General features: G+C 39.4%; 12 protein-coding genes. 10 read left to right on the top strand and 2 right to left on the bottom strand.

Features of this window, described 5'->3' with window-relative positions:
- The first annotated feature begins 1 nt into the window (after position 1).
- The 3 genes from tagH (at position 2) to BQ6100_RS18280 (ending at position 3,184) form a co-directional block, all read left to right on the top strand.
- On the top strand, positions 2-811 hold the full coding sequence (gene tagH / locus BQ6100_RS18290; protein WP_075983627.1) for a teichoic acids export ABC transporter ATP-binding subunit TagH: 810 nt from the start codon (positions 2-4) through the stop codon (positions 809-811).
- Positions 812-1,165: 354 nt separating this feature from the next.
- Positions 1,166-1,888, top strand: a complete 723-nt coding sequence (locus tag BQ6100_RS18285) for a WecB/TagA/CpsF family glycosyltransferase (RefSeq protein ID WP_075982973.1) — start codon at positions 1,166-1,168, stop codon at positions 1,886-1,888.
- A gap of 234 nt (positions 1,889-2,122) precedes the next feature.
- Positions 2,123-3,184, top strand: a complete 1,062-nt coding sequence (locus BQ6100_RS18280) for a glycosyltransferase family 4 protein (RefSeq protein ID WP_075982972.1) — start codon at positions 2,123-2,125, stop codon at positions 3,182-3,184.
- Between the two features lie 299 nt (positions 3,185-3,483).
- On the opposite strand, the gene BQ6100_RS18275 is transcribed toward BQ6100_RS18280, so the two are convergent.
- Positions 3,484-4,575 carry an LCP family protein gene (locus BQ6100_RS18275; protein ID WP_075982971.1) on the bottom strand — a complete coding sequence of 364 codons (1,092 nt, stop codon included), beginning with the start codon at positions 4,573-4,575 and terminating at the stop codon, positions 3,484-3,486.
- Between the two features lie 147 nt (positions 4,576-4,722).
- Entirely contained in the window at positions 4,723-5,355 is a 633-nt protein-coding gene (locus BQ6100_RS18270) for a YigZ family protein (protein WP_075982970.1), read from the bottom strand.
- A 398-nt stretch (positions 5,356-5,753) separates the two neighbouring features.
- Here BQ6100_RS18270 and BQ6100_RS18265 point away from each other — a divergent pair, with 398 nt between their 5' ends.
- The 7 genes from BQ6100_RS18265 to BQ6100_RS18235 all read left to right on the top strand — a co-directional run bounded on the left by BQ6100_RS18265 (position 5,754) and on the right by BQ6100_RS18235 (position 12,279).
- The gene (locus BQ6100_RS18265; protein WP_075982969.1) at positions 5,754-6,905 is read left to right on the top strand and encodes a sensor histidine kinase; all 1,152 of its coding nucleotides are present in this window, start codon (positions 5,754-5,756) and stop codon (positions 6,903-6,905) included.
- Between the two features lie 25 nt (positions 6,906-6,930).
- On the top strand, positions 6,931-7,617 hold the full coding sequence (locus BQ6100_RS18260; RefSeq protein WP_075982968.1) for a response regulator: 687 nt from the start codon (positions 6,931-6,933) through the stop codon (positions 7,615-7,617).
- A gap of 282 nt (positions 7,618-7,899) precedes the next feature.
- The gene (sda, locus tag BQ6100_RS18255; protein WP_159433171.1) at positions 7,900-8,043 is read left to right on the top strand and encodes a sporulation histidine kinase inhibitor Sda; all 144 of its coding nucleotides are present in this window, start codon (positions 7,900-7,902) and stop codon (positions 8,041-8,043) included.
- Positions 8,044-8,216: 173 nt separating this feature from the next.
- Positions 8,217-9,056 carry a DegV family protein gene (locus BQ6100_RS18250; protein WP_075982967.1) on the top strand — a complete coding sequence of 280 codons (840 nt, stop codon included), beginning with the start codon at positions 8,217-8,219 and terminating at the stop codon, positions 9,054-9,056.
- Between the two features lie 738 nt (positions 9,057-9,794).
- Positions 9,795-11,312 (top strand): DEAD/DEAH box helicase, encoded by a 1,518-nt coding sequence (locus BQ6100_RS22140; protein ID WP_075982966.1) that lies wholly within the window; start codon positions 9,795-9,797, stop codon positions 11,310-11,312.
- On the top strand, positions 11,198-11,557 hold the full coding sequence (locus BQ6100_RS18240) for a helicase-related protein (protein WP_315970039.1): 360 nt from the start codon (positions 11,198-11,200) through the stop codon (positions 11,555-11,557). Before BQ6100_RS22140 ends, BQ6100_RS18240 begins: the two co-directional genes overlap by 115 nt.
- A complete protein-coding gene (locus tag BQ6100_RS18235; RefSeq protein WP_075982964.1) occupies positions 11,557-12,279 on the top strand; it encodes a ComF family protein in 723 nt (240 codons plus the stop codon). The genes BQ6100_RS18240 and BQ6100_RS18235 overlap by 1 nt, the downstream gene beginning before the upstream one ends.
- Positions 12,280-12,326 lie beyond the last annotated feature (47 nt).

Raw genomic sequence — 12,326 nt, 5'->3', positions numbered from 1 at the left:
AGTGGAAAAGTCTGTTATCGTTAAGAATTTAACGAAAAAATATAAGTTGTACACGAAGACTAGTGAAAAGCTTCTTGATATATTTTTGTCGAAAAGCTATGGTGAGGATTTTTATGCATTAAAAAATGTAAGCTTTGAAGTAGATGAGGGAGATGTCATCGGGTTTGTTGGAATCAATGGTTCCGGGAAGTCAACTCTTTCGAATATTATTGCTGGAATTGTTCCGGAAACGAGCGGAAGTGTAGAAACGAAGGGACAGCCATCCTTGATTTCCGTATCTGCTGGGCTTAATAATCAGCTTACGGGAAGAGAAAATATTGAATTGAAATGCTTGATGCTCGGATTTAATAAACAGGAAATACGCGAGCTTGAGCCCGATATCATTGATTTCTCAGAACTTGGAAAATTTATCGATCAACCTGTTAAATCCTACTCTAGTGGGATGAAGTCACGGTTAGGATTTTCCATTTCCGTTCATACCGATCCAGATATTCTCATAATTGATGAAGCCTTATCGGTTGGGGATAAAGCCTTTGCGGATAAATGCTTGGATAAAATGAATGAGTTTAAAGATCGTGGAAAGACCATGTTTTTCGTCAGCCACTCCATTGGGCAAATGAAGAAGTTTTGTGACAAGGCCATTTGGCTTGAATTTGGACAGCTGAACATGTACGACGATATTAATGTGGTTATTCCAGCATATGAGAAATTCTTGAAAGAGTATAAAGCCATGACAGATAAGGAAAAGAAGAGATATCGTGAGGAAGCATCGAAGCGCCGAGCTACCCTAGATGCCGTTTCTGCTGTGTAAGGGTGGAGCTTCCGTAATGGATTTACAATCTAGTTTTAGTAGTGTAAACTTAAAATTAGGTATTTGGACTTAGAATTTTTCAATGTTTATGGTTAATTATTTCCCTTAACGGGGAAACTTAATAGTAATTGCTTTCTTTTTACCCTGTCAACTTCATAAGTGACAGGGTTTTTTTAGGGGTTTTTAGGGTGCTGGTTTTTGAGCTGCCTGTCACCGAAGTTCACTATATTGAGAATGGGGTGTCTGTCACCTAAGGTCACTATAATGATAATAGGGTGACAGGCACCTTGGTTTGATGTTAAATTGAAATGGATATACATTGATCGTAATTTTTTATAAGTTGAGGACATAATCATGAAAACAGTGGATATTTTAGGTATTCCTTTTGTTTCGACTAGCTTTGATCATATGGCTTCATTGCTTTCGGAAAGAGTTGAACGGAAGGAGAAGACGTTTGTTGTCACTGCGAATCCGGAAATTGTAATGTTTGCCAAGGAAGATGATACATATGAATCCTATTTGGAGAGTGCGGATTATATCGTTCCAGATGGAAATGGGATACTGCTCGCAGGAAAAATCTTACATAAACCGGTTGAGGAAAGAATCACTGGGTACGATTTGACCGTCGAATTGTTATCCAGGGGAAATAAGAACGGCTGGAAGGTTTATCTACTTGGAGGTCAAGAGGAGGTAAATCAGAAGGCGGTCGCGAATATTAAACTGACCTACCCCAATGTCCAGGTTGTTGGTAGCCACAATGGCTTTTTTGATTGGGCGGACGACGATATCCAGCAACAGATTTCAAGTACAGAGCCAGACCTTGTTTTCGTGGCATTGGGCGTTCCAAAGCAGGAAAAATGGATTGCCGAAAATTTGAACCGCTTTTCCAAGGGGATTTTTATCGGAGTTGGTGGGAGCATCGATGTGATCGCCGGTGAAGTAAAGAGGGCGCCGATGTTCTGGCAGCGTTTGAAGCTTGAATGGCTCTACCGACTTCTCAAACAGCCATCCCGCTGGAGGAGAATGCTTGCTCTTCCAAGATTCGTCATAAAGGTAGTAAATCATCGTTTTCAATAAAAGAGCGTAACTATTTATCTTATTATTTCGTCTAATTTTATAGGGTTAGACAGGGTTGTACTATTTCCGTATAATGGTATCTAGAGCACGATTGTCGTAAAAATTTATCAGTTCAAATCAAATCATATGTGTTATAATACATTCGATTGGACGAATGAACCAATTTCATGAAATTAATTGCCTGTAACTTAATTGATATTAAAGGGGCATTATATAAGTAAGGGAGGGTCAACATTGTTCTACGTGACCTTAGTATTATGTTTCCTATGCTCTATCGTTATTACCCCATTCGTTAAAAAATTGGCGTTTAAAATTGGAGCAACGGACCGACCTAACCAAAGAAAAGTGCATCATAAGATCATGCCCCGTCTAGGTGGCCTTGCAATATATATTAGCTTTATGCTTGGAATGCTGTTAATTGATACCTCAAAGGAAGTTCACATTCCATTATTGGTAGGAAGCCTTGTCATTGTTCTGACAGGTATTCTTGATGACATATTTGAACTTTCAGCTAAGGTCAAGTTTTCCTTGCAAATCGCAGCAGCCCTTATCGTTGTTTTATGGGGCGGCGTACAGGTTAACTTCATTAACCTACCATTTGGTGGAACTGTAACCTTTGGCTTCCTTGCTATTCCGGTTACCATCCTTTGGATTGTTGGAGTAACCAACGCCATTAATTTAATTGATGGATTAGATGGACTAGCTGCAGGGGTTTCATCGATTGCTTTAATCACAATATCGGGTATGGCGATTATTATGGGGAATACTTATGTTATCGCTATTTCATCGATTGTTTTAGTAAGTACCTTAGGCTTCCTATTTTACAATTTCTACCCAGCGAAAATTTTCATGGGTGATACCGGGGCCTTGTTTTTAGGATATATGATTTCCGTTATGGCGTTACTTGGTTTCAAAAACGTTACACTCATTTCCTTTATCGTTCCTGTATTGATTTTGGGTGTACCGATCTCAGATACCTTTTTCGCCATCCTACGACGATTTTTAAATAAACAGCCGCTATCCGCACCAGATAAATCGCATCTACACCATTGTTTGTTAAAAGCAGGCTTCACCCACAGACAAACGGTATTGATTATCTATGCAATAGCAGCCTTCTTTGGACTTAGCGCATTAATTTTCTCCCAAGCAAAGATTTGGGGCTCGATTTTATTAATAGTGGTCATCCTCCTTCTAATCGAACTATTTGTAGAAGCCATCGGTTTAGTTGGCAAGGATTATCGACCATTACTCAAAATGATTAGGGGAATTAAGATTTCTCCAGCGAAAAATAGATAAAGATTGATCTATCCCTTCTGTGCAGTATGTGCGGAAGGGATTTTTTGTTGTAGGATTTTGCTCTGTAACAAGAAGGGATTGTTTATTAAAGAATGGGGACAATAAGAAATGTGGACTTAAAACTGATTAGTCAGGAAGGGAGGGGTCGTAAAGAAGAATGGTCTCAACTAGAAGCATATAGGATGAAAATAAAAGCATATATGTAAAAAGGTCAGAACCCTCCAACTCAAAGGAACCATCGATTTTCCCACAAAAAAAGGCCAACCCCCACGGGCCAGCCTCACAAATTTAAAAGTCATTTAATAACTCGTAGTATCATCAGAAGAATCAATTCCTTCCGCCGTCCCATCAACGGTTCCATCATCGGTCGTAGTGGAAGAGTCCACATCTGTTCCAGAATCAGAGCCTGCTAATCCCAGCTGTGCCTTCAACGTGCTCTGAATCTCAAGAAGATTAGCTTCATCAAGCTGGTAATAATAAATATTGTTTACGCCATTGCTTAAATATAAATCCTGTCCTTCTAAGGTTAGGGACTGAATATCCAATGCAGAACCGGCAGCTGCATAGTCGAAGAAGGATTTCATTTTATCAAAGGTTAAGTCGGTCTCCATGTTCTTTCCGACTGCTTCCATTAAATCAGCATATTTCGTAAATGATTTAGCGGAAAGGGCTTTGTTGATGACTGCCTTTAAAATTTCCTGCTGGCGTTTTCCGCGTTCAATATCATTATCGTAATGTCTTGTTCTAGCTAGAGCTAAGGCTTCTTCTCCGTTTAATTGCTGAAGGCCTTCCTGTAAGGTGATCGCTCCTTGATTGTCCTTGGAATCCTGTTCAGTTAAAGTATATGGAACATTTACCTCAACGCCACCAAGTGAATCGACAATATCAATAAATGCCTCAAAGTTTACCTTTACATAATAATCAACAGGGATGTCTAAAAATCCTTCAACCGTTTCAATTGTTGAAGCAGGCCCGCCATTTGCATGGGCGTGGGTGATTTTATCCTGCTTTCCTTCACTTGGAATATAAACATATGAATCTCTTGGAATACTTAATAGTTTCACAGATTTAGCCTTTTTATTAAAGGTTGCGAGTAAAAGAGCATCAGAACGAGCCCCATTTTGTCCACGCGTCATGCTGGCATCCACGCCAATAAATAGCACGGAAACATTATCCACCTTTGGAGTTGCCTCGGCATCGCGTTTGGAAGAACTTCTTTCTACAGGCTTATATGAATCATTCATCACAGACTCAGCTTTATTGTATAAAAAAGTTCCATAAGCTGTTGCGCTTAGAGCCAATACTAAAATGGGAGTGAGAATCCAAGCTAGCAACCGCTTTTTCTTTTTCTTCTTTATTTTTTGTTTTTGAAAGGAACGTCTATCTTGCATAGGGTATCTCCTTTATTTTTTAAAATGAACATTTAGACCCCATTGTCGGTTCTTGTCTAAAAAGGGCAAAAATACTAAGTATATTTTATTACGTTTAAAGAATTAAGTAAAATATATTTTTTAAGCTTTATAGACTTTATCGAAAAATTACACATCTTGTTCTAAATAAAGGAGATCTCCCTCATTTATTTCACATTGTCCACTTGTTAACTCAATCATCCAATCACGAAAAATAGACGTCTTTTCTTCCACGACATAGGTTTCAATTTCTACCTTATCTAAATAATGAATTTCCTTAATCGTATACTCAGAGGATCTTAATTCATTTTCAAGTTTTCCTAGCCAGGTGTAATCGACCTTTGTATGCATGACCTTCATTAATTTACGCTCAACGACTCCGATTTCATCGATGCCCTCGGAGGTGGACTTCCCATAAGCACGGATTAGTCCACCAGCTCCAAGCTTGATTCCTCCAAAGTAACGAGTAACCACGACAACGGTGTCCTTCAGCTTCTTCTTTTTCAATACCTCTAAAATAGGAACACCAGCTGTTCCACTAGGTTCTCCGTCATCATTAGCCTTTTGAATTTGGTCGTTCTCACCAATTAAATAGGCTGAACAATTGTGGGTTGCATCCCAATGCTTTTTTTTAATCGATAAAATAAATTGCTGTGCCTCCTCTTCGGTGACAGCTCTACTAATATGTGCAATAAATCGCGATTTTTGGATAACAATTTCATGCGCTCCTACGCCTTTTACTGTATGATAACGGGGCAGCATCTAACCGCTCCTTTCAATTCTTCAGAGTGAAAATTTCTTAGACATATTTCATTATAATTCGACGAGGGTATTACTTCAAATTTTCACAAAAATGAGAGCACCAAAAAGTATGTATTTTATCCATTATGTATCATATGGAAGATATTTAAGCTTCATTCTAATAAAACAATCCTAAGGGGAAATTATTTTTTATTAGGACCATTTTTTGAATATTTGAATAGAAAGTTTGTTATAGTAAGTGGTGACTAGGTAAAAAATAGGCTATTTGGCTTAAATGTTCGATTTTAGACTGTGTCTTTTTACCGAATTTTTTAATTTGGTGTAGAATTATTATAAAAATGATTTACATTCAAGTTAAAATATTTATATGAGAGATTTGGTCTCTCGGGGGAATGGGTATGAAAAAACGGAAAAAAATTGATACAAAGACACTAGACCATATACTAGAGAACATGATAGACACAGTAGGAAGCAGCAAGGATGAAATTTTTCGCATTGGGGAAGAATGCCGTCAAAATTATGAATCATTTGCCGAAGAATTAAAGGATATAAAAATTAAGGTCAGCCAAGTGATTGATGATGGAGATAAGCTTGAAGTGAAAACAAGATTTGCGAGAAAACGTCTTTCTGAGGTAAGCATGCATTTTAAGGATTTCTCCGAGGAAGAGGTACGAAATGCTTATGAGCATGCCCATAGGCTGCAAATGGAACTCATGGTTCTCCGAATGCGTGAAAAGGAATTGCGAGAGCGTCGTGACGAAATTGAGCGACAGCTCGCAGGTTTAAATGAAACGATTGTCAGAGCAGAGCATCTTGTTTCGCAAATCTCTGTTGTGATGAATTATTTAACCAGTGATCTGAAGGAAATGACTCAGGCCTTAGAGGATGCCAAGCAGATTCATGACTTTGGCTTGAAGATTATTGAAGCTCAGGAAGAGGAGCGGAAGAAGCTATCTCGTGAAATTCATGATGGACCTGCCCAAATGATGGCAAATGTCATGATGCGATCGGACTTAATTGAGCGGATATTTAAAGAAAGAGGAACAGCAGAGGCCATTAAGGAAATAAAAAATGTCAAAAGAATGGTCCGAAATGCCTTATATGAGGTGCGGAGAATCATTTATGATTTGCGTCCAATGGCACTTGATGATTTAGGTTTAGTCCCAACCCTCAAAAAATACCTACATACAATCGAAGACTATCATGATAAGACAAAAATATCATTTAAAAACATTGGGGAAGAAAGACGCTTGCCTCCAAAATATGAGGTGGCACTTTTCCGACTTGTACAAGAGTCCGTTCAAAACGCTTTAAAGCATGCGAATGCAAGTGAAATAAAAGTAAAAATAGAAATAAATAAACACGGTGTCACCTCCATTATAAGGGATGACGGCGTAGGCTTTGATAAAAATCAAAAGAATCCTAATTCCTTTGGATTGATAGGGATGAGAGAAAGAGTAGAAATACTTGGAGGCGAATTGTCTATTGATTCCAAAGTAGGGGCTGGAACTGTCGTGCTCATTCAAGTTCCGTTTACAATTAATAAATGATTGAAGGAATACGGAGGAGAAAGAAATGACAACAAAAATTATAATTATTGATGACCACCAATTATTTAGAGAAGGCGTAAAAAGAATATTAGAATTTGAAAAATCATTTGAAATTGTAGCAGAAGGCGATGACGGCAACGAGGCAGTTGAGTTAGTTGAAAAACATAGACCAGACGTCGTTCTGATGGATATCAATATGCCACAAACCAACGGGGTTGAAGCAACACGACTCCTAATTGAAAAATATCCTGAAACGAAGATCATAATCCTATCGATTCATGATGATGAAAGCTATGTAACTCATGCCTTAAAATCTGGTGCCAGCGGCTATTTACTAAAGGAAATGGATGCAGACGCTTTAATCGAAGCGGTTAAGGTCGTAGCAGATGGAGGATCATATCTACACCCTAGAGTCACTCATAATTTAGTGAAGGAATATCGCCGACTTGTAGCCGATCAATCTGGAAATAAAGGTGGATATAATCAAGGAGTCGAAATTCGTCGCCCACTCCATCTATTAACACGCCGCGAATGCGAAGTACTACAGCTTCTAGCAGATGGAAAAAGCAACCGTGGAATCGGGGAAACTTTATTTATTAGTGAAAAAACGGTTAAGAACCACGTAAGTAATATCCTGCAAAAGATGAATGTAAACGACCGTACACAAGCCGTTGTTGTGGCGATTAAAAATGGCTGGGTCGAGGTTCGATAGATTTTAAGTTTATTTTGATATGGTTGGAAGGCTGAGAACACGCTGAAGTTTAGTAGGCGTGTTTTTTGTTATAGACACAAAAGTTGATTTACTTGACCTACAGACATACTTAATAGCTCCTTTTATTAAAAGAATATTGATAAAATAGTGAAAATTTACTAAAATCTATTTCACTTTTAACTAAAAAATGGTATAAAAGTAATATAGTGGGAGTTAGTGCTGAAAATGGATTTTTTTAACTGTGTATGTATTTTTATTCATACATAATAGGGGGAATGTATATTGGCTAGTTTATGTATTCTCACAGATGAGGAGTTATTAAACGCCTATTACAAAGCTACTCAATATAATCTTGAATGCACATTTTTAGAGCTGCTTAGATGTGAAATTATTAGAAGGGGGATTCAAATTCAAATCAGTAGTTGATGTATATTTATTGGTCTGTTCAAATTCTTTCACCATCGATCCATACTCCTTTTACTAAAATGATTTACTAATTTTGCCTTTTCTCAACATCCTTAATGCAATTTCTAAAGTTTTCATATAAAATGGAATGTAAACGTATATTAGAGAAAAAAGGATAAGGAAGGTACTCCATAATGAAAACGGCAGTTGTCACGGATAGTACGGCATACATACCGAAGGAAATACGAGATCAATATAATATACATATGATTCCATTAAGCGTTGTGTTTGGAAACGAAACCTATCAAGAAGAAATCGACATAAGCGCAGCTGAATTCTTTGAGGAGGTCAAGCATAAGGAGCTTCCAACAACGACTCAACCTCCAATCGGTAAATTCGTGGAGTTATTTGACCAGTTGTCAAAAGAATATGACGCGGTCATTAGCGTCCATTTATCAAGCGGCATCAGCGGAACGTTTCAGGGTGCTGTCACAGCGGGGCAAATGGTTGAAAAGATTGCAGTCTACCCATTCGATTCGGAAATAAGCTGCATGGTTCAAGGATTCTATGTTATCGAAGCAGCAAAAATGGCATTGGACGGAGCGGAGCCAAGTAAAATCATCGAGAGATTAAATGAAATGAAAAAGTCTATAAGAGCTTATTTCATGGTTGATGACTTAGCACATCTCCAACGCGGTGGCCGCCTATCAAGCGCCCAAGCGATTATCGGCAGCCTGCTAAAAGTAAAACCACTACTTCATTTTGAAAATAAGGTAATCGTTCCGTTTGAAAAAATCAGAACGAAGAAGAGAGCAATGAACCGAATCGCTGAAATGCTTAAAGAGGCAACCAGTGATGGGGATTCCTATCAAGCCGTCATCATCCACGCCAACCGCGAAGAAGATGCGAAGGAATGGAAAGCCGAGCTCGAGCCACAATTACCGAATGTTGAATTTACCATTGGTTACTTTGGTGCCGTTATCGGAACCCATCTTGGTGAGGGATCACTGGGACTTGGTTGGGTGAAGAAATAATATTTTTGCTGAGTAGAAGACGTCATCCTGAGAGAAGGGGTGGCGTTTTTTAACATTATTAGGTTGGCAATAGGGATGCAGACTTTTTGTAGTGGTTAAATGGGGATTTGCGATTGCTATTTGTGGAGTTTTGCTTCCGGGGAAATGTACAATCGCGGATAAAATGGAATAATCGCGGATATATCAGAAAAATCGCGGATAAAATGGAATAATCGCGTATAAATCAGAAAAATCGCGGATATATGGAAATAATCGCGGATAAATTGTTTTTTGGGGCCAGCGCCTCCCGAGTGACTGCGCCATTCCGGGTCAGGTACGCAATCTAGGGGGTGGTTTCATTATGTGAAAATCTGTAATCGCGGCGAAAATGAAAAAATTTTGGGAATATGAGAAGAAATATCGGTTAAATGAAATATATGCGGAAATATGGAAATAAATCGCGGGTAAATCATTTTTGAGGCCAGGTGCTTCCCGAGTGACTGCGCCATCCCGTAGTGTCTGGTACGCAATCTTGGAGTGTTTTTTTTTGAAAAATATGCAATCGCGGATAAAATGAAAAAATCGCGTATAAATCAGAATAATCGCGGATATACAGAAAAAATCGCGTATAAATCGAAAAAATCGCGGATATATTCCAAAAATCGCGTAAATATCAATTTTAACCCCAGGCACCTCCCTGAAATTCCGACTAGAAACAGATGCCAGGCACCTATTAATAACTAAAAAGGAGATGAACCCATGAAATCAAATAAAATACCCCCATTTACTCCACAAAAAAACAACATTTATCTAAATACGGACCCCACCGCTGAGCTCTCATACAATACAGACCACCCAAATCGGGACTTCTATACAAAAAACCAAAACCAGCATCCCAAAAAACAACTCTCATTCAACAAAGACCTCCAAAAAATCCTCCTAGGAAAACAACTACTCCAAGACGATCTCCCATTTTCCACCTCTGAAATTCAAGCCCATCAAAAAGCCGGCTACCTACTCCATAGACAAGGCATCATCACCAAAAATAATACCTACCACTGCATCCGCTGCAACAACAAGGATCCACAAATGTTCGCGGCCTATCCGTGTGCCCGTTGCCAAAAGGAATGTGTGTACTGCCGAAAATGCATCATGATGGGCAGAGTCAGCAAGTGTACATCTCTCATAAGCTGGAATGGGCCAAACATAAACAACGACCACCAACCTAATCTCGAATGGACAGGCACCCTATCCCCTGGACAGCAAGCCGCCTCGACCCGAGTAATAGAAGCCATCCATCAGAACAAAGAACTCCTAGTATGGGCCGTTTGTGGGGCAGGGAAAACAGAGGTTTTATTCGAAGGAATCCACTCAGCTCTTACAGACAAAAAGAGAGTATGCATCGCCACCCCAAGAACAGACGTCGTACTTGAACTAGCCCCACGATTACAATCTGTCTTCCCAACCATCAAAGTAGCATCCCTATATGGCGGAAGCGAGGATCGTCATCTCTATTCCCAGCTAACGATTTCCACCACCCACCAATTACTAAGATTCTATCAGGCATTCGACACCATTATCATCGATGAAGTCGACGCATTCCCTTATACTGCGGATGAAACCCTTCAATATGCCGTCAAGCAGGCGAAGAAGCCCCAATCGTCCACAATATACCTTACCGCCACACCAAATGAAAAATATCAGCAGGAATGTCGACAAAAAAAGAGAGATTTTGTCACCATCCCAGCACGCTACCACCGCTATCCACTCCCTGTCCCACAATTCACCTGGTGCGGCAACTGGCAAAAGCTCCTCAAAAAGAACAAGCTTCCCACAAACGTCACTAAGTGGATTACAGAAAGGCTTATCAACCAAAAGCCTATGCTCCTATTTGCCCCACAAATCGACCGAATGGAAAAAATCCTTCCCATTCTTCAAAAGCTTCATCCAAAAATTGAATCTGTTCACGCCGAAGACCCGAACCGTAAAGAAAAGGTCCAAGCCATGCGTAATAAAGAAATTCCCCTCTTATTAACCACAACCATTCTNAGCTCCTCAAAAAGAACAAGCTTCCCACAAACGTCACTAAGTGGATTACAGAAAGGCTTATCAACCAAAAGCCTATGCTCCTATTTGCCCCACAAATCGACCGAATGGAAAAAATCCTTCCCATTCTTCAAAAGCTTCATCCAAAAATTGAATCTGTTCACGCCGAAGACCCGAACCGTAAAGAAAAGGTCCAAGCCATGCGTAATAAAGAAATTCCCCTCTTATTAACCACAACCATTCTCGAGAGGGGAGTCACCATTGCTAACCTTGATGTTGCGGTTCTTGGAGCGGAAGACCGAATCTTCACTGAAAGCGCATTGGTCCAAATAGCAGGCCGCGTTGGTCGTAGCTCCCAATACTCAACAGGTAACATCACTTTTTTTCACTACGGAAAAACAGAGGCCATGGTAAAAGCAAAAAGACAAATGATCCAAATGAATAAGGAAGCAAAGGAAAAGGGGTTGATTGATTAATGCCGATATTTGAAAACGACCGATGTCTGCTTTGTCATGAGGAGATTAAGCCAAACATTGGGTGGAACTACTTAATTTCAAAGCAATTGAAAAAATACCTTTGTGAAATTTGTGAGAGCAAACTAGAATTCATTGAAGGGGAGACGTGTAGAATCTGCAATCGACCCTTTAATAATTTAGAACCTGAATACCGAAAGAATGACCTTTGCCTTGATTGTGTTCGATGGGAAAAGGATGAGAACTGGAGCGGCTGTTTCGAAAGGAATACATCGCTACTCATCTATAATGATTTTTTAAAGGAAACCATCGCTCTTTATAAGTTCCGAGGAGATTATGTTATTTCAAAGGCCTTCTCCAGTCTATTAAAAGAAAAACTAGACAAGCTCTCCTATGACATTCTTGTTCCTATTCCCTTAAGTCAGGAAAGACTTTTCGAAAGAGGCTTTAACCAAGCGGAGGCATTCATAACGGAAGCGTGGAGGGCTCCTTGTAACATCCTCAAGCGGATTCACACCGAGAAGCAATCAAAAAAATCCCGCAACGAAAGAATCCATTTCGAGCAGGTTTTTCAAATAAACGAAACCACCTCAGAAATCACCGATAAAAGAATTCTTCTAATAGACGATATTTACACAACTGGATCGACCCTAAGACATGCCGCAAAGGTGTTAAAGAAGGCAGGAGCCCATTCGGTTTCTTCTTTAACACTTGCCAGAGGTTAGCGTCTTTAAAAATTCCTACATTTTTCATTTCTTCGTATCTCTTTTCA

This window comes from Bacillus massilinigeriensis (assembly GCF_900117315.1).
Taxonomy (GTDB): Bacteria; Bacillota; Bacilli; order Bacillales; family Cytobacillaceae; genus Bacillus_BE; species Bacillus_BE massilionigeriensis.
Note: the sequence above shows the minus strand (reverse complement) of the source record. Positions and strands in the feature narration are given on the sequence as shown.

What these genes read in the sequence shown, in the direction of transcription:
- BQ6100_RS18270 (WP_075982970.1), bottom strand. Translation starts at nt 5,355, where the DNA reads ATGCTGCCCCGTTATCATACAGTAAAAGGCGTAGGAGCGCATGAAATT.
- BQ6100_RS18265 (WP_075982969.1), top strand. Translation starts at nt 5,754, where the DNA reads ATGAAAAAACGGAAAAAAATTGATACAAAGACACTAGACCATATACTA.
- BQ6100_RS18260 (WP_075982968.1), top strand. Translation starts at nt 6,931, where the DNA reads ATGACAACAAAAATTATAATTATTGATGACCACCAATTATTTAGAGAA.
- BQ6100_RS18285 (WP_075982973.1), top strand. Translation starts at nt 1,166, where the DNA reads ATGAAAACAGTGGATATTTTAGGTATTCCTTTTGTTTCGACTAGCTTT.
- BQ6100_RS18250 (WP_075982967.1), top strand. Translation starts at nt 8,217, where the DNA reads ATGAAAACGGCAGTTGTCACGGATAGTACGGCATACATACCGAAGGAA.
- BQ6100_RS18235 (WP_075982964.1), top strand. Translation starts at nt 11,557, where the DNA reads ATGCCGATATTTGAAAACGACCGATGTCTGCTTTGTCATGAGGAGATT.
- BQ6100_RS18275 (WP_075982971.1), bottom strand. Translation starts at nt 4,575, where the DNA reads ATGCAAGATAGACGTTCCTTTCAAAAACAAAAAATAAAGAAGAAAAAG.